Origin of the sequence: Pseudomonas sp. WMBT8, from assembly GCF_050916005.1 — a bacterium.
In the GTDB taxonomy this organism is placed as follows: Bacteria; Pseudomonadota; Gammaproteobacteria; order Pseudomonadales; family Pseudomonadaceae; genus Aquipseudomonas.
On sequence record NZ_CP188096.1, the window covers coordinates 4958908 to 4981260 of the forward strand.

Annotated in this window: 23 protein-coding genes and 1 pseudogene; 15 read left to right on the forward strand and 9 right to left on the reverse strand. The window is 62.4% G+C overall.

Annotated elements, in window-relative coordinates:
* Position 1: 1 nt before the first annotated feature.
* The 3 genes from ACO77H_RS22530 to rlmF all read left to right on the forward strand — a co-directional run bounded on the left by ACO77H_RS22530 (position 2) and on the right by rlmF (position 4616).
* Positions 2–394: a DNA polymerase III subunit chi gene (locus ACO77H_RS22530; protein WP_170041798.1), complete on the forward strand. Its 393-nt coding sequence runs from the start codon at positions 2–4 to the stop codon at positions 392–394.
* A gap of 142 nt (positions 395–536) precedes the next feature.
* Positions 537–3383 carry a valine--tRNA ligase gene (locus tag ACO77H_RS22535; protein ID WP_432754580.1) on the forward strand — a complete coding sequence of 949 codons (2847 nt, stop codon included), beginning with the start codon at positions 537–539 and terminating at the stop codon, positions 3381–3383.
* A gap of 216 nt (positions 3384–3599) precedes the next feature.
* Entirely contained in the window at positions 3600–4616 is a 1017-nt protein-coding gene (gene rlmF / locus ACO77H_RS22540; protein WP_169954509.1) for a 23S rRNA (adenine(1618)-N(6))-methyltransferase RlmF, read from the forward strand.
* Between the two features lie 66 nt (positions 4617–4682).
* On the opposite strand, the gene ACO77H_RS22545 is transcribed toward rlmF, so the two are convergent.
* Positions 4683–4964: an HU family DNA-binding protein gene (locus tag ACO77H_RS22545; protein ID WP_169954510.1), complete on the reverse strand. Its 282-nt coding sequence runs from the start codon at positions 4962–4964 to the stop codon at positions 4683–4685.
* Between the two features lie 396 nt (positions 4965–5360).
* Between ACO77H_RS22545 and yejK the strand changes: the two genes are divergently transcribed.
* A complete protein-coding gene (yejK, locus tag ACO77H_RS22550; protein ID WP_169954511.1) occupies positions 5361–6365 on the forward strand; it encodes a nucleoid-associated protein YejK in 1005 nt (334 codons plus the stop codon).
* A complete protein-coding gene (locus tag ACO77H_RS22555; RefSeq protein WP_169954512.1) occupies positions 6365–6718 on the forward strand; it encodes a glutaredoxin family protein in 354 nt (117 codons plus the stop codon). Before yejK ends, ACO77H_RS22555 begins: the two co-directional genes overlap by 1 nt.
* A gap of 176 nt (positions 6719–6894) precedes the next feature.
* On the opposite strand, the gene ACO77H_RS22560 is transcribed toward ACO77H_RS22555, so the two are convergent.
* The 5 genes from ACO77H_RS22560 to ACO77H_RS22580 all read right to left on the reverse strand — a co-directional run bounded on the left by ACO77H_RS22560 (position 6895) and on the right by ACO77H_RS22580 (position 10433).
* Positions 6895–7824: a glutathione S-transferase family protein gene (locus ACO77H_RS22560; RefSeq protein WP_432754581.1), complete on the reverse strand. Its 930-nt coding sequence runs from the start codon at positions 7822–7824 to the stop codon at positions 6895–6897.
* A gap of 81 nt (positions 7825–7905) precedes the next feature.
* Positions 7906–8190: a GIY-YIG nuclease family protein gene (locus ACO77H_RS22565; protein WP_346266476.1), complete on the reverse strand. Its 285-nt coding sequence runs from the start codon at positions 8188–8190 to the stop codon at positions 7906–7908.
* Between the two features lie 36 nt (positions 8191–8226).
* Positions 8227–8697: a nuclear transport factor 2 family protein gene (locus tag ACO77H_RS22570; protein ID WP_169954515.1), complete on the reverse strand. Its 471-nt coding sequence runs from the start codon at positions 8695–8697 to the stop codon at positions 8227–8229.
* A 96-nt stretch (positions 8698–8793) separates the two neighbouring features.
* Positions 8794–9429, reverse strand: a complete 636-nt coding sequence (locus tag ACO77H_RS22575) for a response regulator transcription factor (protein WP_169954516.1) — start codon at positions 9427–9429, stop codon at positions 8794–8796.
* A 194-nt stretch (positions 9430–9623) separates the two neighbouring features.
* Positions 9624–10433, reverse strand: coding sequence for a response regulator (locus ACO77H_RS22580; protein ID WP_432754582.1), 810 nt, complete (start codon positions 10431–10433; stop codon positions 9624–9626).
* A gap of 397 nt (positions 10434–10830) precedes the next feature.
* Between ACO77H_RS22580 and ACO77H_RS22585 the strand changes: the two genes are divergently transcribed.
* From ACO77H_RS22585 to ACO77H_RS22620, 8 genes and pseudogenes are all read left to right on the forward strand, one after another.
* Positions 10831–11451, forward strand: coding sequence for a DUF1120 domain-containing protein (locus ACO77H_RS22585; protein WP_169954518.1), 621 nt, complete (start codon positions 10831–10833; stop codon positions 11449–11451).
* Between the two features lie 32 nt (positions 11452–11483).
* The gene (locus ACO77H_RS22590) at positions 11484–12104 is read left to right on the forward strand and encodes a DUF1120 domain-containing protein (protein WP_169954519.1); all 621 of its coding nucleotides are present in this window, start codon (positions 11484–11486) and stop codon (positions 12102–12104) included.
* Between the two features lie 25 nt (positions 12105–12129).
* The gene (locus tag ACO77H_RS22595; RefSeq protein WP_169954520.1) at positions 12130–12750 is read left to right on the forward strand and encodes a DUF1120 domain-containing protein; all 621 of its coding nucleotides are present in this window, start codon (positions 12130–12132) and stop codon (positions 12748–12750) included.
* A gap of 90 nt (positions 12751–12840) precedes the next feature.
* On the forward strand, positions 12841–13467 hold the full coding sequence (locus ACO77H_RS22600) for a DUF1120 domain-containing protein (RefSeq protein WP_170041794.1): 627 nt from the start codon (positions 12841–12843) through the stop codon (positions 13465–13467).
* A gap of 33 nt (positions 13468–13500) precedes the next feature.
* Positions 13501–14202, forward strand: coding sequence for a fimbria/pilus chaperone family protein (locus ACO77H_RS22605; protein WP_169954522.1), 702 nt, complete (start codon positions 13501–13503; stop codon positions 14200–14202).
* Between the two features lie 193 nt (positions 14203–14395).
* Positions 14396–16819, forward strand: coding sequence for a fimbria/pilus outer membrane usher protein (locus tag ACO77H_RS22610; protein ID WP_432754583.1), 2424 nt, complete (start codon positions 14396–14398; stop codon positions 16817–16819).
* An 11-nt stretch (positions 16820–16830) separates the two neighbouring features.
* Positions 16831–17973, forward strand: a complete 1143-nt coding sequence (locus ACO77H_RS22615; protein WP_432754584.1) for a DUF1120 domain-containing protein — start codon at positions 16831–16833, stop codon at positions 17971–17973.
* 17 nt (positions 17974–17990) lie between these two features.
* Positions 17991–18638: pseudogene (locus ACO77H_RS22620) on the forward strand (DUF1120 domain-containing protein).
* Here ACO77H_RS22620 and ACO77H_RS22625 read toward each other — a convergent pair.
* Both ACO77H_RS22625 and ACO77H_RS22630 read right to left on the reverse strand, forming a co-directional pair.
* Positions 18635–19915 carry a CynX/NimT family MFS transporter gene (locus ACO77H_RS22625; protein WP_169954526.1) on the reverse strand — a complete coding sequence of 427 codons (1281 nt, stop codon included), beginning with the start codon at positions 19913–19915 and terminating at the stop codon, positions 18635–18637. The pseudogene ACO77H_RS22620 and the gene ACO77H_RS22625 overlap by 4 nt on opposite strands.
* Positions 19905–20564, reverse strand: a complete 660-nt coding sequence (locus ACO77H_RS22630) for a FadR/GntR family transcriptional regulator (protein ID WP_432754585.1) — start codon at positions 20562–20564, stop codon at positions 19905–19907. Before ACO77H_RS22630 ends, ACO77H_RS22625 begins: the two co-directional genes overlap by 11 nt.
* A gap of 159 nt (positions 20565–20723) precedes the next feature.
* On the opposite strand from ACO77H_RS22630, the gene ACO77H_RS22635 reads away from it, so the two are divergent.
* On the forward strand, positions 20724–21035 hold the full coding sequence (locus ACO77H_RS22635; protein ID WP_169954528.1) for a type II toxin-antitoxin system MqsR family toxin: 312 nt from the start codon (positions 20724–20726) through the stop codon (positions 21033–21035).
* Positions 21032–21526 (forward strand): type II toxin-antitoxin system MqsA family antitoxin, encoded by a 495-nt coding sequence (locus tag ACO77H_RS22640; protein ID WP_432754586.1) that lies wholly within the window; start codon positions 21032–21034, stop codon positions 21524–21526. The genes ACO77H_RS22635 and ACO77H_RS22640 overlap by 4 nt, the downstream gene beginning before the upstream one ends.
* 56 nt (positions 21527–21582) lie before the next feature.
* On the opposite strand, the gene ACO77H_RS22645 is transcribed toward ACO77H_RS22640, so the two are convergent.
* Positions 21583–22347, reverse strand: a complete 765-nt coding sequence (locus ACO77H_RS22645) for an amino acid ABC transporter ATP-binding protein (RefSeq protein WP_169954530.1) — start codon at positions 22345–22347, stop codon at positions 21583–21585.
* Positions 22348–22353: the final 6 nt, after the last annotated feature.

The window sequence follows — 22353 nt, forward strand, 5'->3', positions numbered from 1 at the left end:
GATGGACACTTCAAACCCGCTAAAACCGTCTGACCACCTGCTGGACGACCTTGAGTCGATCCGCCAGTTGCTGGGTGATGACAACCTGCAACCACCGCTGCTGACCGATACTGTCGCAGAAGAGGTACAGATCCCTCTGCTGTTCGACCAGGTCGGCGCCAAGCCTGGCGTAGCCGAGCCTGTCGAGCCGCCCGTCGTACAAGCGGCGCCCGCGCAACCTGCCGCCGAAAAAGCCCCCGACGCCTTGCTGCTGCACCTGGACAACGAACTGCGCGCCGCTGCGCAATTGATCATGCAGGACGTGATCGACGACTTTGCCCCGCACATCGAAACCGAGATCAAGCGCCGGATGGATGCGCGCATGGAGCGGTTGCTCAGCCAGTACCAGTCCTGAGATCCCCTGTAGGAGCGGGCAAGCCCGCTCCCACATTTGACCCGCGCCAGCCGTAGCCCTTCTCTTCGTCTCGCCCTCTCCCCTATCCCTCGTTATACTTGTCGGCTTTCCTGAATAAATGCCAACTAGGGTCCCGCCGCGCATGGATAAGACCTACCAGCCGCACGCTATTGAAACTTCCTGGTACCAGACCTGGGAGTCCGAGAACTATTTCGCTCCGCAAGGTGCGGGCGAGTCCTACACCATCATGATCCCGCCGCCGAACGTCACCGGTAGCCTGCACATGGGTCACGGTTTCAACAACGCGATCATGGACGCCCTGATCCGTTTCCGCCGCATGCAGGGTCGCAACACCCTGTGGCAGCCGGGCACCGACCATGCCGGCATCGCCACCCAGATGCTGGTGGAACGCCAACTGGAAGCCACCGGCCAGAGCCGTCACGACCTGGGCCGCGAGAAATTCCTGGAAAAAATCTGGGAATGGAAGGACCAGTCCGGCGGTAATATCAGCCGTCAGATCCGTCGCCTCGGCTCGTCCGTAGACTGGAGCCGCGAGCGCTTCACCATGGACGACGGCCTGTCGGAAGCGGTCAAGGAAGCTTTCGTGCGCCTGCACGAAGATGGCCTGATCTACCGCGGCAAGCGCCTGGTGAACTGGGATACCAAGCTGCACACGGCGATTTCCGACCTTGAAGTGGAAAACCACGACGAGAAAGGTTTCCTGTGGAACCTCAGGTACCCGCTGGCCGATGGCGCCAAGACCGCCGAAGGCAACGACTACCTGATCGTCGCCACCACCCGTCCGGAAACCATGCTCGGCGACGCCGCCGTGGCCGTTAACCCTCAAGACGAACGCTACCAGGCCCTGATCGGCAAATTTGTCGAGCTGCCATTGGTCGGCCGCCGCATCCCGATCATCGCCGATGATTACTGCGACCCTGAATTCGGCACCGGCTGCGTGAAAATCACCCCGGCCCACGATTTCAACGACTACGAAGTCGGCAAGCGCCATAACCTGCCGCTGCTGAACATCTTCGACAAGAACGCCGCCGTTCTGCCGGCCTGCCAGGTGTTCAACCTCGACGGCACGCTGAACGACAGCATCGACGGCAAGATCCCGGCCGAATACGCCGGCCTCGACCGCTTTGAAGCGCGCAAGCAGATCGTTGCTGCGTTCGATGCCGCCGGCCTGTTGGTCAGCGTGGATGACCACGCCCTGAAAGTACCGAAAGGCGACCGCTCCGGCACGGTGATCGAGCCGTGGCTGACCGACCAGTGGTACGTCTCCACCAAGCCGTTGGCAGAACCTGCGATTGCTGCCGTGGAAGATGGCCGTATCCAGTTCGTGCCCAAACAGTACGAAAACATGTACTTCTCGTGGATGCGCGATATCCAGGATTGGTGCATCAGCCGTCAGTTGTGGTGGGGCCACCGCATTCCGGCCTGGTACGACGAGTCGGGCAAGGTCTACGTCGGCCGCGATGAAGCCGAAGTGCGCGACAAGCACAACCTCGGTGCGGACGTGGCGCTGCAACAGGACAACGACGTACTGGACACCTGGTTCAGTTCGGGCCTGTGGACCTTCTCGACCCTGGGCTGGCCGCAGCAGACCGAGTTCCTGAAGAAATTCCACTCCACCGACGTGCTGGTCACCGGTTTCGACATCATTTTCTTCTGGGTTGCCCGGATGATCATGCTCACCATGCATTTGGTGAAGAACGAGGATGGCACCCCGCAGGTGCCGTTCAAGACCGTGTACGTACACGGCCTGGTGCGTGATGGCCAGGGCCAGAAGATGTCCAAGTCCAAGGGCAACGTGCTGGACCCGCTGGACATCATCGACGGCATCGACCTGGAAACCCTGGTGCAAAAGCGCACCTCGGGCCTGATGCAGCCGAAACTGGCGAAAAAGATCGAGAAGCAGACCCGCGACGAGTTCGCCGACGGCATCGCCAGCTACGGCACCGATGCCCTGCGCTTCACCTTCTGCTCGCTGGCGTCCACCGGTCGCGACATTAAGTTCGACATGGGCCGCGTCGAAGGCTATCGCAACTTCTGCAACAAAATCTGGAACGCGGCGCGCTACGTGCTGGACAAGGGCGAAGACTGCGGCCAGAACGGCGAAGCCTTTGAGCTGTCCCTGGCTGATCGCTGGATCATCTCGCAGTTGCAGCGCACCGAAGCCGAAGTGACCCGCCAACTCGACCAGTTCCGTTTCGACCTGGCCGCACAAGCGCTGTACGAGTTCATCTGGAACCAGTATTGCGACTGGTACCTGGAACTGTCCAAGCCGGTGCTGTGGGACGAGAACGCACCGATCGAGCGCCAGCGCGGCACCCGTCGCACCCTGGTGCGCGTGCTGGAAGTGGCGTTGCGCCTGGCGCATCCGTTCATGCCGTTCATCACCGAAGAAATCTGGCAGCGCCTGGCGCCGCTGGCCGGTATCGAAGGCAAGACCATCATGCTGCAACCTTGGCCGGTGGCCAATGAAGCCCGCATCGACGAGGCCGCCGAAAGCGATATCGAATGGCTCAAGGCCCTGATGCTCGGCACGCGCAACATCCGCGCCGAGATGAACATCGGCCCGGGCAAGCCTTTGGCAGTGTTCGTGAAGAACGCCAGTGCCGAAGACCTGCGCCGTCTCACCGAGAACGACGCCTTGCTCAAGAAGCTGGCGAAGCTGGAGTCGATCACCGTATTGGCTGATGGCGCCGAAGCACCGCTGTCTGCCACCGCACTGGTTGGCGAGATGGAAGTGCTGGTGCCGATGGCCGGCCTGATCGACAAAGGCGCCGAACTGGCACGCCTGGACAAGGAAATCCTGCGTTTGCAGGGCGAAGTGCAGCGCGTCGGCGGCAAGCTGTCCAATGCGGCGTTCGTGGACAAGGCCCCGGCCGAAGTCATCGACAAGGAACGCGCCAAGCTGGCCGAGGCCGAACAGGCGTTGGGCAAGCTGGCGGAGCAACATGCGCGGATTTCCAGCCTGTAAGGGCCGGCCTGCGTAAAAAAGAGACCTTCGGGTCTCTTTTTTTTGGCCCTGCAAACCCAATCAATGTAGGAGCCGGCTTGCCGGCAATAGCATCACCTCGGTCTGCCCGATACACCGAGTCACCCGCATCGCCGGCAAGCCGGCTCCTACAGTTGAACGGGTTGGGCTCAGGATGTGTGACAATGGCCGCCACTTTGAGCCAACACCAGAATCATCATGACCGCCCCCAGCACACCCAAACCGCCCCGCAAGAAGCCGAAAACCGCCGCCACGGCCAAGCCCGTCGCGCCGCGCAAGGAAGCGACCCTGCACCCGCGCAACCGCCACCAGGGCCGTTACGACTTCCCCGCGCTGATCAAGACCACGCCAGAACTGGCCCAGTATGTGATCCTCAACCCCTACGGCAAGGAAAGCATCGACTTCGCCAGCCCGGACGCGGTGCGGGTGTTCAACCGGGCGCTGCTCAAGGCGTTCTATGGCGTGCAGCACTGGGATATCCCGGCTGACTACCTGTGCCCACCGGTGCCGGGCCGTGCCGATTACGTGCACTTCCTCGCCGACCTGCTGGCCAGCGTCAATGACGGCAAAATTCCCCGTGGCTCGATCGTCAAGGTGCTGGACATCGGCATGGGCGCCAACTGCGTCTATCCGCTGATCGGCTACATGGACTACCGCTGGAACTTCCTCGGCTCCGAGATCGACCCGACCGCCGTGGCCGCCGCCAAGGCCATTGTGCAGTCCAATGACCTGAGCAAGGTCATCCAACTGCGCCAGCAAACCAATCCCAAGCATATTCTGCTGGGGCTGCTGGAGCCGGGTGAGCGTTTTGACCTGACCATGTGCAACCCGCCCTTCCATGCCTCCATGGATGAAGCGACCAAAGGCAGCGAGCGCAAGTGGCGTGCCCTGGGCAAGGCCGATCCCAAGCGCAAATTGCCGGTATTGAACTTCGGCGGCCAATCGGCAGAGCTGTGGTGCGAGGGCGGTGAGGCGCGGTTTGTCACGCAATTGATCGCCGAAAGCGCGCATTTTGCGCATAAAGTGCTGTGGTTCAGCACTCTGGTGTCAAAAGCGTCCAACCTGCCTGCCATCGAGACCGCGCTGAAAAAGGCCGGGGTCCTGGAAAGCCAGGTGGTGGAGATGTCCCAGGGCCAGAAACAGAGCCGTTTTGTGGCATGGACCTTCCAGACCAAGAACGAGCAACAGATCTGGCGCCAGCGCTGGGTGCGCTAGAGGCAAATCGCAGGCAACAAAAAACCGTGCCCGGATCGCTCCGATGCACGGTTTTTTTGCTGCGTATTACTTGTTGATCGAGTCGGTCAGGCCTTTGGCCACAACCAGCTTGATCACTTTCTTCGCAGCGATTTCGATGGCAGCGCCAGTCGAAGGGTTACGGCCGGTACGGGCTGGACGCTCGGCCACTTTCAGCTTGCCAACACCTGGCAGAGTGATTTCGCCGCCGTTGTCCAGCTGGTCACCAACGATCTGAGCCAGTTGCTCCAGTACTGCACGTACTTGAACCTTGGTGGTGTCAGTGGATTCGGCGATATCAGCGATCAGTTGGTCTTTAGTCAAAGCCATTGTGGTGTTCCTTCCCTATCAAATTCATTTGGATTGCAGAGTGCAGTGTCAGCCATCGAGCCCGACCGTCAAGGCCTGGCACCCCTGGCCATAACCGCGAGAGATCGGGGTTATAGATGCTTGAAACGGGGTTTGGTTCGACCTGACAAATGCTGAATGCACGCTTAACGCCGATACATCGCGTAAGACGGGGCAAAACTAGCACAGAGACGGGGAAATATCCGCTTCTACCTACCCATTTGGTCAGCTTTATCGCTCTAAACCGTGAAAAAAAGGCATATGGGCCGTCAGAGGCCTGCCAAAACCGCTGCAAACGACGCCGCGACCAACGGGTGCGGTACACTGGCGACTTTTTCCGGGAGGCCAACCGCTCCCGCCCAACCAGCCGAGAAGCCCATGCCGATCCGTCACTGCATCGTCCACCTGATCGACAAAAAACCCGACGGCACGCCCGCAGTTCTCCACGCCCGTGACTCCGAACTGGCCGAGTCCGCCGCCATCGAGAACATGCTCGCCGACCTCAACGAGAGCTATAACGCCAAGCAAGGCAAGGCCTGGGGTTTGTTCCATGCCGAGTCCGGCGCGCACCCGTTCAGCGGCTGGTTGAAGGAATATTTCGACGGCGCCAAGGATTTCACCGCCTTCAGCCGGATTGCCGTGGAACACCTGCAGAAGCTGATGGAGGAATCCAACCTCTCTGTCGGCGGCCACGTGCTGTTTGCCCACTATCAACAGGGCATGACCGACTACCTGGCCATCGCCCTGCTGCACCACAGCGAAGGCGTGGCGGTGACCGACGAGCTGGACGTGACGCCCTCGCGCCACCTGGACCTGGGCCAGTTGCACCTGGCGGCACGGATCAACGTGTCCGAATGGCAGAACAACAAGCAGTCCAAGCAGTACATCTCGTTTATCAAGGGTAAGAACGGCAAGAAGGTCTCGGAGTACTTCCGCGACTTTATCGGCTGCCAGGAAGGCGTCGACGGCCCGGGCGAGACCCGCACCCTGCTCAAGGCCTTCAGCGACTTCGTCGAGAGCGAAGACCTGCCGGACGAGTCCGCCCGCGAGAAAACCAAGACCCTGGTGGACTACGCCAGCAGCCAGGCCAAGCTCGGCGAGCCGATGGGCCTGGAAGAACTGTCGGGCTTGATCGATGAAGATCGGCCAAAGGCGTTCTACGACCATATCCGCAACAAGGACTACGGCCTGTCACCGGAAATCCCCGCCGATAAGCGCACCCTCAACCAGTTCCGCCGCTTCACCGGGCGCGCCGAAGGCTTGTCCATCAGCTTTGAAGCGCACCTGCTGGGCGACAAGATCGAGTATGACGAAGCTGCCGGCACCCTGATCATCAAGGGCTTGCCGACCCAACTGACCGACCAGCTCAAGCGCCGTAACTGATGCTCGGCGGGGTCCTGAAGAAAGTCCTGCTGGTGCTGCTGGTGGTGGTGGCGATCCAGAACTGGGGCAAGATCGAGCGGTTGTTCAACCCCTCGCAGGTGGTGCCGGAGCAGGTGCGGGCCACCGCCCGGGTGACGCTGTACACCACCGAGTGGTGCGGGTACTGCAAGCAGACCCAGCGGTTCCTCGATCAGAAAGGCATTCCCTACAAGAGCGTGGATATCGAAAAGGATACCCAGGGCCGCAAGGCCTATGAGGCCCTGGGAGGCGGCGGGATTCCATTTGTGGACGTGAATGGCACGCAGATTCGCGACTACAACCCGGATGCCATCCTGTCCGCCCTGAACCTGTAGGCGCGAGCAAGCCCTAATGCCGATCAGTTAAGCGCAGATCAAATGTGGGAGCGGGCTTGCCCGCTATGGCGGTGTGTCAGTCAGAGTTGCATTAACTGACCCACCGCTATCGCGGGCAAGCCCGCTCCCACAGGCGATCTGCGCATTAGAGCAAACCCACGCCTATAGCGGTTTGATTAACGGATTAAGAAGCCCAGGCGCGGAAAGTGCACATGCACAGTGCCGCCGCGCTCATCCTCGCGACGCAGGATCAGTTCTTCACGGCCGGCAAACATCAACTCCCCCGCCACCGGGTCGACGCCGTAGTCGGTCGCGGCGATGGTCACTTGCTGGCCGACCTTGAACCCGTTGGGCTCTGCAAACACTTCATCCGGCAACGCTGCAGGAGCGCTATCGCGGGCGATTTCCAGGGCCTGCCCGGCACTCATCTCGCTGGCAGTGCCATGCCCAAAGCCCAGGACCCGCGCCAGCCAGGCGCTGGCAGCCGGATAGTTATCCACCAGCGGCGAGGTCACCGACGAGCCTTTGAGGAACCACAACGGATGGGCCATGGCAAAGTCGGCAATCGATGGCTCGCCAAACAGGAAATCCCCCGACTGGCGCTGCAATTGCTGCTCAAGGCGCGCAATGATTGCCGGCCACTGGTGCCGCGCCACGTCCAGTTGCACGCGGCTGGCGCTGCCGTCGCCGAACATCTTGCTGCGGTCGGCCACCAGCACCTGCAGCAACTGCGGCGGCACCTTGGCAAATTTCACGGCCAGGGATTCGGGCTGGAACACCAAGGCCACGGCATGGGAAAACACCACCGAATCGGCCCAGGCGGCAAAGCTCTGGCTGACCAGTTCCTGGCCTTCGGGAAACAGCGGCGGCGTGGCCTTTTCCTGTTCCAGGCGGCGTGCGATCAGCGCGGTGTCGCAGTAAATATCTGCACCCACTTGCAGCACCGGGGTTTTACGGTAGCCGCCGGTCAGGGCCGTCAGGTCGGGCTTGGGCATCACCGGGGGAATGGTCACCGAATGCCAGGACAGTCCTTTGTAGCCCAGGAGCAGGCGGGCTTTTTCCGCGAAAGGGGATTGGGGGTAGTGGTGCAGGATCAACTCAGACATGCCGGACTCCGCCAGATGAAGGAGCGGCCAGATTATCGTGCAAAAACCCTGCGGCCTAGCCATTGGCCTGATGGGAACTGATCAGTCAGATTGATAAGCCCGGGCCAGACACTCCTTGGCGCTTTTCTTGAGCTTTTTTATCAGGCGTTCCTGGCGCAGCGCCTCGCCCTTGCTCGCGCAGGCCTCGGTATACACCAGCGCGACCGCCGGGCTGGACAGGAAAAACCGCGCGCCCTTGCCGCTCTGATGCATCGCAAAGCGGCGCAGCGGATCGTTGCTGATCCCGCAATAGAGCGAGCCATTGGCCGCCCGCACCAGGTAGACAAACCAGGGCTTGGGCGCGATGGGTTCAGGTGGATTGTTCACAAAAGGTTCTGGCAAACGAAAAGAGCGCCAATCTTATCAACGACTGGCCTGGAACGCCTTCAACCCTTTCAACGCCTGGGCGCGCACCGCGTTGCGCACCAGCGGCGTCCAGCCCAGCAGCAGGCCCTTCGCACCCAGGGCCTGGCGCGACCAACGCCACAGGTCGAAGTGGTCGTGGTGCTCGCAGATCTTGCCGTCGCGAAACACAAAACGGGCCTGGATATCGTTGACCACGGTGTTGCCGGTCTGGCTGAACAGATACGTCGCCACCCAATGGGCGCTGCCGAGGGTGTCGTCGCTGCGCACTTGGTCGAAGGTCAGGGAAAAGTCCTTGGCCCGGGTGGTGAGCATGCGCCACATGTCGCCGGCATCGCGCCCGCGCAGTTCACCGAACGCCGGGTCGCTGAACCGCACATCCTCGGTGTAGCAGGCACTCATGGCCTCGGCATCCAGGCGCTGGAAGGCGCTGTAGAACTCGCTGATCAGGGCGTTGTGGGCGTCGCTCATGGGTTGCATCCGGCAAAGGTGGGAAGTCAGTCACGATAGTGTGCAATGGCCTGCAACGCCATCGGCATCAATCCCGGGAATGCCAGGGGTAAACCCCTAAGGCACCATGCCGCAGCTACGGGCATAGGCGAACAGATCCACGTCGGTGGAAATACACAGGCGGTTCATGGCCGTGCTTTTCTGTTTGCTGATGGTGGAAATACTGCGATTGACCCGAGCAGCGATCTGGCTGACCGTCATGCCGCTGGCGAGCATGCGCACCACTTCCCGTTCCTTGCCGGACAATTGCGGTTGTTGCGACTGATCGCCGGTGCCCGCCTCCACCAGTTGCACCCGCAGGCATTCACTGACAAAGGTCTGGCCGGCGCTCACCGTCTTGATCGCCTGGGGCAACTCCTTGGCCGAAGCACTCTTGGCGACAATGGCCTGGGCGCCATGGGCAAAAGAAGCCCGTAGGGTGGCGACGTTGGCAAACATGGTCACCAGGATCACCGGCAACTGTGGATACTGGCGGTGCAACAGGCTGAGCAAGCCGTAGCCATCGGCCTGCTGCCCGCCGGGCATGGCGAAGTCGGTCACCAGCACATCGCACGCAGTGGTTTGCAGTAACCGCAGCAGCTCATCGGGCCCGTCAGCCTCCCCCACCACTTTGCACCGACCGTTCGCCTCGATCACCACTCTCTGCCCGATACGCACAATGGGATGATCGTCAGCAATAATTACGCGAAGCATAAATCCCCACGGATGATGGCAACTGAGCCCGCAAAATACCCTCGCCGGCGGCCCTCAACAACCGTCCATACCCCAGGCTTTTGCGTGGCGATCAGTGTTTTGTAGTGATTTTTTTAAAGCCTACAAAGTAAACAGAAATTACCTACATACATAACCTGCAGTACAGATTGGCAATGACCTACAAGCCCCCCTGATCACAACGCCCCCAAGTAACGAAGGTACGCCCGCAAGTCCTCCTGGAAGGCGTCCAACTGCTGTTTGCTCAGCACTATGCCATGGGTGTGGATGCGCTCGATCAGGCTCATCCCGCGCAGCTCCAGTTCGGCGACGCCGAGGAACGCCAGGCTGCCCACCAGGCGGTGCAGGCGCTCGGCGGTCAACGGCGCATCCAGGGCTTGGCGCGCGTGAGCCAGGGCGGCGCTGTCTTCCCGGGCTTCGCACAGCAGGCTGGTGAGCATCTGGTCCACTACGCGGGCATCGCCAAAGGTCTCGATCAGGCCGGCACGGGTCGGCCAGGGCACCGGCGCGATGGCACTCGGGGCGATGGTGGCCGGGCCGGGTAGCCATAGCGCCAGCACGCCATGCAGTTGCTCGAGGCTCAGCGGCTTGAGCAACCAGGCGTCCATGCCGGCATCACGACAGCGTTGGGGATCGTCGTGGACCAGGTTGCCGGTCAAGGCAATGATCGGTACACGCCGCTGTGCGTTGGCGTGTTCGCGCAGGCGGATCGCCCGGCTCATGGTGTAGCCGTCCATCAGTGGCATCTGGCAATCGCTGATCACCAGATCGAACGGACGTTCGGCCAGGGCAGCCAGGCCGTGTTGCCCGTCGCCAACCAAGTGATGGCCCAGCCCCAGTTTTTTCAGGAACCAGCCCATCAGCGCGCGGTAGGTGGAGTGGTCCTCCACCACCAATACGGTCAGGTGCTGCCAATGCAATGGGGGGGCGCTCGAGGGTGTCAATTCACGGGAAAGCACTGCGCTCAACGATACGTCAGTCTCCATGTTCACCTCATTGTGACGATCCGTCCTGCAGCGCACGACGGCGCTGACGCAACAGCCAAACCCTCATGACTGCTATCGCCGCCTGAAAATAGCCTTATGGATGGCGGCATGACGATGCAACAACTACGAAAAACCTAACTTTCCTACATATCCAGCAACCTATTCCGACACAAACAAAACTGATTTCCGCCTCCCGGTGATTGTCGTAATAGTTGTATTTCCCCCGCTCCCCCCCGTCGCTAAATTGCGCTCCACCCCAATCAGAGGGAACGGGCAGGCCGCACTGCGGCCACCCCGAAACAGATACGCCAAGCCGCCTTGCAACCCGCCCCCTCCAAGGGACAGGCACTGCCGGCTGCACGCATCAATCGCCGAACTTGCACTGGAACAACCTGAAATGAACAAGTCGCTAAACCTGGTGGGCACCGCCCTGTTGCTCGCCAGCGCTACCTCCGCCTTCGCCGCCAGCAGCGTGGACCTGGCCGTCAAAGGCCTGATCACCCCGAATGCCTGTACCCCCGCGCTCTCCGCCGGGGGCGTGGTGGACCACGGAAAAATAGCCGCCAAAGACCTGCTCCAGAACAATCCCACCTCATTGCCCCGGGTGACGCTGCAATTGACCATCGATTGCGACGCAACCATTCCCTTCGCCCTCAACCCCATCGACAACCGCAGTGGCACCTCCACCAGCGGCAGCGACTTCGGCCTGGGCCTGGTCAATGGCGACAAGCGGTTGGGCCGGTTTTACCTGACCCCGCTGAACATGCTCGCCGACGGCGTGAGTGTGCAACCTATCGCCTCCGGTGACGGTGGCCGCACCTGGTACAACGAGCGCAACTGGGAACTGCAGACCCTATGGGGCGCCGGCGCCCTGGACGACGCCACCACCCTGCTGCCGGTCAAGAGCCTGGTGATGGACCTGGAAGTCGGCGCCAGCATCGCCCGTGCCGACCAGTTCGACTTCAGTCAAGAGACGCCCATCGACGGCTCCGCGACCCTGGAAGTGCTGTACCTGTAACTAAAACCCCGTCCACACGGAAGGTTCCAATCATGCATTTTTCCACCGCTATTCCATTGGCCGTGTTGTGGCTTGCCGCCTCGCCACTGGCCCTGGCCGCCAGCAGCACCGACCTCGCCGTCAAAGGCACCATTACCCCCAGCGCCTGTGCGCCGCTGATCTCCGGCGGTGGCATGGTCGACTACGGAAAAATGGCCGCCAGGGATCTCCAGGCCGAGCAGTACACCGCACTGCCCAGCCAATCCATGCAGTTGAGCGTGCGCTGCGAGGCGCCGACGTTCTTCACCCTGACCACGGTCGACAACCGCGCCGGTTCCTCGGCCAACCATGCCAGCTGGCATGGCCTGGGCATGACGGCAGAAGGGGAAAAACTCGGCGGTGCCGCGTTCCATCTGTATGCCCCCGTGGCCGATGGTGTGGCGGTGCGCACCATCACTTCCGTGGATGGCGGCGTGACCTGGCTACCCACCAGCCTGCTCACCCACAACATGCTGACGGCCGTCGCCCTGGGCAACCAACTGGTGCCGATTGCGGTACGGGACTTCGACGCACAGATCCGCCTGTACACCCACATCGCCCCCGCCGATGGCCTGACCCTGACCGACGAAGTCCCCGTCGATGGGCACGCCACGGTCCAAGTCACCTATCTATAAACCTAATCGAAAGGAATTCGTCCCCATGAAGCCGCTGTTTACCGCCCTCGCCACCAGCCTGATGCTGCTCGGTTGCGCCACCACCTACGCCGCATCGACCGTCGACCTCACCGTCAAGGGCTTGATTGTGCCTAGCGCCTGCACCCCCAACCTGTCCGGCGGCGGGGTGATCGACCACGGCAAGATTTCCGCCAAGGACTTGCGCCCCGACAACCCGACGCATATCGGCAGCCACGTCATCACCCTGGCTGTGCTGTGCGATGCGCCGATTCAGTTTGCCCTGCACTCCATCGATAACCGTGCCGGATCCTCCACCGTGGCCTCCGACTACGGCCTGGGCCTGATCAACGGCACCCAGAAGCTGGGCTGGTATCAACTGACCTTGCGCAATCCCGTGGCCGATGGCGTGGCGATGCAACCGATTGCTTCCGGGGACGGCGGCAACACCTGGTACAGCGAGAAGTTCTGGGACGCGGGCTTGTACATGGCAGTCGCCGCCCTGGACGACGCCACCCAGCCCGCCTCCGTCAAGGAAATGGTCACCGAGCTGCTGGTCGTCACCAGCATCGCCCGTACCGATAGCCTGGACCTGAGCAACGAGGTCACCCTCGACGGCTCGGCAACCCTTGAAGTGAAATACCTGTAACGCCATGGGCGCCCATGCCTGGCAACCCCTCTGCGGCATGGGCGTTGTTTTTGTATCGCCCGCATTCACCCCGACCCGTGGCGCCCACTGATGAACACGCTCCCTCGCCTCCTGACAGTATTGCTTTTGTTGACGACCACTGCGGCGACCTTAGCCGCTTCCTTTGTCGACCTTGTAGTGACCGGCCGCCTGACACCGGATGCCTGCCACGTCACGCTGTCTGACGACGGCACGGTCGATCACGGGAAGATTCCTGCCCATACATTGATCTCCAACGAGTTCACCGTGCTGCCCAGCCAATTGCTGGAGCTCAACGTGCAGTGCAACAGGCCGATGCTGTTTGCCCTGGTGGGGCTGGACAACCGCGCCGAGTCCTCACTGGCGCCCGGTTTTTTCTACGGCCTGGGCCGCAACATTCACGTCCCGGCCGAGCGCCTGGGATCGGTGGCGCTGTCTTACCGCAACCCGGTGGGTGACGCGCAACCCATGCAAACCCTGGCCTCCAGCGACAACGGTGAAACCTGGTCGCCGGAACCCAATGCCTACCCCAAATCCTATGTCGGCTTTGCCCCGCCCGGTGACCGCCAACCCGACTTTATCGGCCAGTTGAGCGCCCAGTTGCGCATCGACACGTCCATCAACTTCGCCCAGTACCTGACCCTCAATCAGGAAGTGCCGCTCGATGGCTCCATCGTGCTGGACTTGCGCTACCTCTGACCTCTTCACGCAGCCCCCATGGAAAACCCCGTCATGACGACGACATTGTTCAACACCAGGGCCTGCATCGTGGCCCTGACACTGCTGTTTGGCGCCCCTGCACAGGCCGACGGCATGGTCCCGGATACCTCCGTGGTCATCGTCTACGAAGCCGAAGGTGAGGCCGCTGTTTCGGTCACCAACACCGACAGCCAACTGGCCCTGCTGCACGTCACCTTGCAAGACATTCCCGAAGACAGCGAACCGCTGCTGGTGGTCACGCCGCCGCTGTCGCGGGTGGAGGCGGGCAAATCGCAACTGGTGCGGTTTATCCTGCAAAGCCCGCAACCGCTGCTGACCCAACGGCTGAAGCGGGCGATCTTCGAAGGTATGCCCCAGGGCCGCCCGGCCACCGAAGCGGGGCATGCCCGTGTGGGGGTGACGGTCCGCCAGAACCTGCCGGTGATCATTCATCCAAAAGGCCTGGCGCCCAATCGCACGCCCTGGACCGGCCTCACCTGGTCGCAGCACGGCAACACCCTGCAGGTGCGCAACGACAGCCCGTATGTAGTGCGCCTGGCCCAGGAACTGCGCCTGCTGCCCGGCGATGGCAAGGCCATGCTGCCACGCACCTACGTGTTGCCGGGGGAAACCCTGAGTGTGCCGGCCACCGGCGGCCCTGCCAGCAAAGTGCGGCTGCAACCGGCCACCGTCTATGGCTTTGCCGTGGCCGCCTACGAAGCCCCTATCACCTGACGAAAAAACCAAGAGCCAGGCGTCCTGCCCCCCTGTAGGCGCCGGCTTGCCGGCGAAAAAACCGAGAGCAACGCGAGGCACCAGGCCCCCCGCGCAATCGTCGACGGCTTTCGCTGGTCAGCCGGCGCCCACAGTGGGCCTGCTCGAAGACCGTCGCCAGGGCGCACAGACGCCCATCACTCGAGTGCCTTTCGTGAAAACAGTATTGAGCTGCCGTGCCGGCAACGCCGTGCCCACACGGTTCACCTTCCCCACCCTGCTGCTGGCGGGAGTCCTATTGCCCGCCACGGGCTGGGCCCAGGAGCAGCCGGGCTTCGACGCCACCACCCTGCACCAGCGCGGTATCGACCCGCAGTTGGCCAGCCTGCTACTGGACGCCCCGCGTTTTACCGCAGGCCAGCACGCCGTGACCTTGCGGGTCAATGGCCAGCACCGCGGGCGCCTGGAAGTGCGCTTCGATGCACAGGGCCGCCTGTGCTTTGACCAGGCCTTGCTGGACGCCGCCAACCTGGTGGTGCCCGATGACAGCGGCCCCTGTCACGATGTGCTCGCGCAGTATCCGCAAAGCCTGGTAGAACCCGATCCGGCCAACCTCAGCGTATCGCTGGTGGTGCCGACCGAGGCGCTGCGGCCGTTGCAACAGGACGTCTCGGGCTATCGGACCGGGGGATTTGCCGGCCTGCTCAATTACGATCTCACCGGGTTCTACAACCGCTTCGGTGACGACGACAGCCGGTTCGGCTCGGCCAACACCGAAGTGGGTTTCAACGCCGGTGACTGGATCGTGCGCAGCCGCCAGGTACAGACCTGGCAGGATGGCCTGTCGCGCAGCACCCACCTGGAAGCCTACGCCCAACGCACCTTTGCCAACCATCAGGCAGTGCTGCAGACGGGGCAGATCAACCTCTACAACCCGGTACTGGCCGGCGCGCAGATCACCGGGGTGCAAGTGCTCACCGAACAGGCCCTGCAGGAGCAAGGCCAGGGCGCAACCATCGAAGGCATCGCCAACAGTCCGGCCCAGGTCGAGGTGCGGCAGAACGGCGCGTTGATTCACTCCACAGTGGTGCCAGCCGGGCCGTTTTCCCTGACCGATGTGCGCCGTCTGAACTCACGCTCGGACGTCGAAGTCACGGTCAAGGAAAGCAGCGGTGGCGAACGCCGCTTTACGGTCCCCGCCGCCATGCTCGGCCTTGGGTTGCCCGCGCCGGGGTACTCGGTGGCGGCAGGCCGCGTGCGCAATATCGGCGATGCCCAGGGCGACGATCCGTGGGTGGTCAGCGCGGGCTGGACCGGCGCTGTACATCCGCAGCTGTCCCTGGGCAGTGGCGTGCTGGCGTCCAGCGAATACCGGGCGGCGGGGCTGAGCCTGGGGTGGCTGCCGTGGCTCGACAGCCAGGTGCAATTGGCCACCCAAGTGGCCGACACCCAGGCCCCGGACAAAGTCCGGGGGGTGCAGACCGACCTGTCATGGTCCCAGCGCCTGAATGAACAATGGGCCTTCAGCGTGGCCAACTCCTGGCGCACACCGGGCTACCGGGAACTGGAAGAAGCCACCTATGAACCGCAATCCACCCAGCAGCGCCGCTCCCGTTATCGCGATCAACAGAGCGCCACGGTGGGCTGGTCCCACCCGTGGCTGGGGGCATTCAGTGCCGGGGTGTCGCGCTCCAGCAGCTTTGATGGCGACAGCAGCAGCCGCGGCCTGGCGTCCTGGGGCACCAGCGTCGGTAGCGTGTCGTTGTCGGCCAGTGCCGAGTGGCAGATGGGCGGCCACCAGCAGCAGGACAACGCGGTGTACCTGAATGTCAGCCTGCCGTTGGGTGAGAACCGTCGGGTGCGGGGCTGGGTCCGCAATTCGGGCGGCGAACATCGCACGGGGCTGGGACTGAACGAACAGATCGACGATCAACTGAGTTATCGCGTCAGCGCCGAACACGACACCCGTGACCAACAAGTGGAAACCACCCTCGGCGTCTCCGCCCTGCCCCGCTACAGCCAGCTGGACTTCAGTTACAGCCGCTCCGACGCCGAGCGTTCAAGCTACCAGGGCAGCGCCCGCGGCGGCGTGGTGGTGCACGACGGTGGCGTGACGTTTTCCCCTTATCCGGTGCGCGACACCTTTGCCGTGGTCGCGGTGGGCGACATGGGCGGGATCAAGCTGAGCACCCCCAGCGGCCCGGTATGGACCGACTGGCAAGGCCAGGCCGTCGTCCCCCAGGTGAGCGCCTATGGCCGCAGCCCGGTGGAAGTGCAGACCCGCTCGCTGCCGCGCAATGCCGATATCAACAATGGCCTGACGATGATCTCGGCCGGGCGCGGGGCGGTGGATCGGGTGGAATTCGCAGTGACGTTGACCCGCCGGGTGTTGCTCACCGCACGCACCGAACAGGGCGTGCTGTTGCCCCGCGGGGCCTCGGTCAGTACCGCCAGCGGCGAGTTCGTGACCCTGGTCCAGGACAGCGGCCAGGTGTTTCTGCCCAACGTGCTGGAGCCATCGGGATTGTGGGTCAGCGCGCCAGGTCTGGCGCGTTGCCGGCTGCAGTTCGAACTGCCGGCCAAGGGCGATCCCCAGGTGTATTTCGAAACCGCGCCCGCGCGCTGCAACCCCTTATGAGGAAGATCACCATGCCCCTTCTGCGCGCCCTGCGGCGACTGACCGCTGCAGTGCTGAGCGTCGGCCTCGCCGGCAACGCCCTGGCCAATGACGAGTGCCAGTTGAATATCAGCGAGTCGCTGCTGGACTTCGGCCAGATGAGCCGTCTTGCACAAAACGACAGTGCCCCCCAGCGTCTGCTCGGCGAACGCCGCTTGAGCCTGAACCTCAATTGCCCGCAACCGTCGGACATGAGCGTGTTCTATAGCGCCCTGGCTGCAAATGCACACCGCCTGCAATTTACCGAGCACGGCACCTATGCCCTGCATGTCAGCGATGGCGTGCTGGATGGCCAGGCCGTGGAGCTGGGGTTGTTGCCTGGCGCCGGCCAGCCACCGGCCAGCGTCGCTAGCGCATTGAGCTGGCGGCCAGGCCATGGCGTCGCACCGGTACAAGGTGCCAGCGTGGTCCAGGGCCGGCAGTTTTCCCTGCAACTGAGCCTCAGCGCCTGGGCCGATGTGGCCGCCACCCACGTGCGTGAGGCAACCACCTGGGAAGTGTCCGGGACATTCGACGCACGCCAGAGCGGGCGCTACCGGGAACTGACGCTGCACGCCCACTTCGCCCCAGCCGCCTGCACCCCATTGCTGTCCAATGGCGGCCTGGTGGACTACGGCACGTTGCTGGCCAAGGACCTGAGCGCCACCCAAGAAAACCCACTGCCCACCCGCACCTTGCAGTTTTCCGTGAGCTGCGATGCGCCCGCACGCTTTGCCTTGCTGATGCATGACAACCGCTTCGGCTCGGCTACCGGCGGCACCGATGAAACCGCCTACGGCCTGGACCTGGACGCCAGCCGGAACAAGATCGGACGCTACTACCTGAACATCGACCCCGCAGACTTCAGCGCCGATAGTTTCGGCACGCTGTATCGCACCGACTCCACCAGCAATGGCCGGGCGTGGAGCAGCTCCAGTGCCCGGCAAATCCCAATCGCCGCCAACAGCCTGATGGGCTTCACCAACAGCGTCGGCAACACCCAGGGCCCGATTGCCATCCAGCACCTGGCCGGCACGGTACGCGTCAAGGCCTACCTGGCTCGGATCCAGTCCCTGGACCTGCGCAACGTGGTGCATATCAACGGCTCCGGCACCCTCGAAATCATCTACCTCTGACCTCTGGAACCTGTCTTATGAACAACTTGAGCCTGGCTGTTTCTTCCCTGCTGCTGTGGGCCGCCCTCCCTGCGACAGCAGCCTCGACCGTCGACCTGAGCGTCACGGGCCGGATCACGCCCACCGCCTGCACCCCACTGCTGTCCAGTGGCGGGCTGATCGACTACGGCAAGATTTCCCAGCAGGACCTGAACCTCGAACGCGGCACGCGCCTGCCAATCAAGCAACTGCAAGTCAGTATCGGCTGCAACGCCCCGAGTCGCTTTGCCTTGCGCATGCGCGACAATCGCGATGGCACAGCCACGGTCAACAGCGAGATTTACTACGGGCTGGGGCTGGACCACAGCGGCAATCGCATCGGCCTCTACTCCATGAGTTTCGACCCGCGCCACACCCTGGTGGACAGCACCGCAACGGTCTTTGGCACCGAGTCCACCACAGGCGGCCTGGCCTGGCGCACGGCCAACCTCAACCCCATCGATATCGGCGCCAACAGCTACTTGGGGTTCACCGACATTTAGGGCAGCACCGCCGGGCCGTCGGCGATCCAGGAGCTGGTCAGCACGGTCAAGGTCGAAGCGGTGATCAATGCCCGGCAGAACCTGGACCTGAGCCGCGACACCCCGCTCGACGGCTCGGCGACTCTGGAAGTGCTGTACCTCTAGAGTTTTTCGCTGCTGACCTGCACATACAGCGCACGCCCGGCGCCGAGCCCGGCGGCGATTGCGCCAAGGCCGATCAGCGCGAAAATCCAGCCGATGGCAGTCCAGCCGCCGGTCCAGTCGTGTACCAGGCCGACCGCGAACGGGCCGAGGGAAGCCAGGGTGTAGCCGATGCCCTGGGCCATGCTCGACAGGTTGGCGGCCACGTGGGAGTCGCGCGAGCGCAGCACGATCAGGGTCAGCGCCAGGCTGAACGTGCCACCCTGGCCCAGGCCCAGCAGGATCGCCCAGCCCCACAAACCGTCCAGCGGTGCGTACAGGCACCCGAACAAACCGCCGAGCGTCAGCAGCATGACCACCACGATTGCCAGGCGCTGGTCCTTGCCACGGGTGGCCAACCAGGGTGCCGCCAGGGAACTGGCCAACTGCACGATGATCGAGCCGGACAGGGCCAACCCGGCTTCGGTGGCACTCAGGCCACGGCCGATGAGGATCGACGGCAACCAGCCGAACACGATGTAGGCCAGGGAGGATTGCAGGCCCATATACAAGGTCACCTGCCAGGCCAGCGGATCACGCAACAGCCCCTTGACCCGATAAGCCACCTGGTGCGCACCGTGTTTGTGCCCCACTTGCGGCAACCAGAACAGCGCCGCCACCAGTGCCGGCAGCATCCAGAAGCCCAGGCCGATGTTCCAGCTGTCGGCGAAATAGTGGCTCAACGGCACGCTGGCACCGGCCGCCAACGCCGCGCCCAGGCACAGGGCCATGGTGTAGACACCGGTCATGGCCCCGGCCTGCCTGGCAAAGTCACGCTTGACGATACCCGGCAACAACACCCCGATGATGCCGATACTGGCCCCGGCCAGCAGGCTGCCGGCGAACAGCCCGACCTCACCGAACGAGCTGCGCAGAATGATCCCGGCGGCCAGGGTCAATAAAATCCCCAGCACCACCCGCTCGGCGCCAAAACGGCGGGCCAGGATCGGCGCCATGGGCGCAAACAGGCCCAGGCACAGCACCGGCAAGGTAGTCAGCAGCCCTGCCTGGGCCGCCGACAGCCCCAGGCTGCTGGACACTTCGCTGAGCAACGGCGCCATGCTCGACAGCGCCGGACGCAGGTTCAACGCCACCAGGATCAGGCCCAGCAACAACAGCCACGGGCGATGCACCTGCACCGGGCTGTGCTGGACCACCGCATCATCGGCTTCGGCGTCGATCAGCAATTCTTCAAGGGCGTTATCTGCACGGGGCATGGCGTTCTCGGGTTCAAGGTTCATTGATCAACTGCCGGGACAGCGCCTTGGCACGCTCCGGGTCCTGCTGTTCCACGGCCTCGAGCAGTTCGACATGCAGGTCGAATACCGCCTGGCGGCGCGGCTTGATATTCAGGGTTTGGCGCAACTGGGCGCCGACAATGCTCGAAAAGTACTGGTACAGCTCACTCAGGGCCGGGTTGTGGGCCGCATCCACCAGGCGCTTGTGGAACACCAGGTCGCACTGGATGTAGTGCTCCAGGTCGCCGTGGTAGTGCTCGCCACTGGCCTGCAGCGCCTGGCGCAGCTGTAGCAAATCCTCCGGCGTACGGCGCAAGGCCGCCAGGCCAATGGCCTCGACTTCGAGAATCTGCCGCGTCTCCTGGGCCTGGACCAGGGTGCAATGGGACATGGCATTCATCACCCCCAGCGGGTCGGTCATCGAGCGTAGGTAGCTGCCGTCCCCTTGGCGGATCTCGATCAACCCGGAAAACGCCAGCACCCGCATCGCCTCGCGCACGGTGTTGCGGCTGATGCCCAGCTCGGCAGACAGCTCCGGCTCGGTGGGCAGGCGTTCACCAATGGCCCACTTGCCCTGGGTGATGCGCTGGCGCAGTTGATCGAGGGCCAGATCGACCAGAGAGCGTTTGATAAGCGGGGCGATGTTTGGCATGGGCCTGGTGCTTTCGTCCAATCATAGGATGAATTTTCGTACAGCCTATTCGGAGTTGCCTACGGAAGCAACGCACTAGGGTTTTCAGGCGGGCAAAAGAACGGAATTTTCGATTAGTAAAATTACCCTCTGAGGGTAATTATTGAACGCAGGTGTCTTATGGAAAAGTACACACCTCATTACGATTTGGCGGTGATAAAGGCGGATGTCAGGCGGCTTGGGAGGAACGCATTTACCAAGACAGCACAGCAATGTGCCTGGAACCTGCGCTTGAGCATCGAGGAAATGCAGGAAGTGATCTATGCGTTGGAAAACTGGATGTTGTACAAGTCGATGACCACTTATGGAGACCATCGAGTCTGGCAGGACGTGTACCACACTCACTCAAAAGACCGGGAGATTTACATCAAGGTCACTTACCGCACAGACGGAAGGCCTCCGGTAATCTCCTTCAAGGAGAAAAATCCATGAAAAAAACCGAGCTGTGCTACATCTGTGGCGCCCCTGATGCCTTGAGCTATTTCGAGGGCCGCAGCGAAACCATCAGTGTCCACGGCATGGAGCGTCGGGTCGACAATCTTTCAGGCTGGGAATGCAAAGCCTGCGGCGACGGCTTTTGGGACCCCGAGGCCGATAGTGCCGATCGCTATGGAGAAGCAGGTGACGAGTTAGTTCTGGCAGCTCGGAAAATGATCGGCACCGAGATGAAACGCATCCGTCGAAAACTTCACCTTACACAAAAGGAAGCGGTGCAATGGTTGTCCGGGGGCGGCCACAACGCGTTCTCTCGGTATGAGCGCGGTGAGCTTATGGCGCCCAAACCCTTGGTGCTGTTGATGCGGTTGTTGGACCGTCACCCGCACTTGCTGGCGGAGGCAAAAGTCCTCGCCGAAGGTGCTGATTTGCGCGCAGCCTTCACGTATGCCGTAAACAACGACGCAGAAACACTCAAAGCTTCCTAGCCCGCAAAAACAAACCCGGCGCCAGGCCGGGTTTGCTTTTGAACATCACATCGCAATCAATGCAAAATCTGACTCAAGAACAACTGGGTCCGCTCATTCTGCGGGTTGTCGAAGAAGTCATTGGGCGCCGCCTGCTCCACGATCTCGCCTTTGTCCATAAAGATCACGCGGTTGGCCACGGTGCGCGCAAAGCCCATTTCGTGGGTTACGCACAACATGGTCATGCCGTCCTCAGCCAAGCCGATCATGGTGTCCAGCACCTCCTTGACCATCTCCGGGTCGAGGGCCGAGGTTGGCTCGTCGAACAGCATGATTTTCGGCTTCATGCACAAGGCACGGGCAATGGCAACGCGCTGTTGCTGGCCGCCGGACAATTGCCCCGGAAATTTGTGGGCCTGCTCCGGGATGCGCACGCGCTCCAGGTAGTGCATGGCAATTTCCTCAGCCTTGCGCTTGGGCATCTTGCGCACCCACATCGGCGCCAGCGTGCAGTTCTGCAGGATGGTCAGGTGCGGGAACAGGTTGAAGTGCTGGAACACCATGCCCACTTCGCGGCGCACGCTTTCGATCTGCTTGAGGTCGTTGGTCAGCTCCACGCCATCGACCACGATGCGCCCCTGCTGGTGTTCTTCCAGGCGGTTGAGGCAGCGGATGGTGGTGGATTTGCCCGAGCCCGACGGGCCGCACAGCACGATACGCTCGCCCTGCTTGACGTTGAGGTTGATGTCTTTCAACACATGGAACTGGCCGTACCACTTGTTGACGCCCTGCATCTGGATAATGCCTTCAGGGCTCACAGGCTGTTTGATTGCTTCGCTCATCAAAAG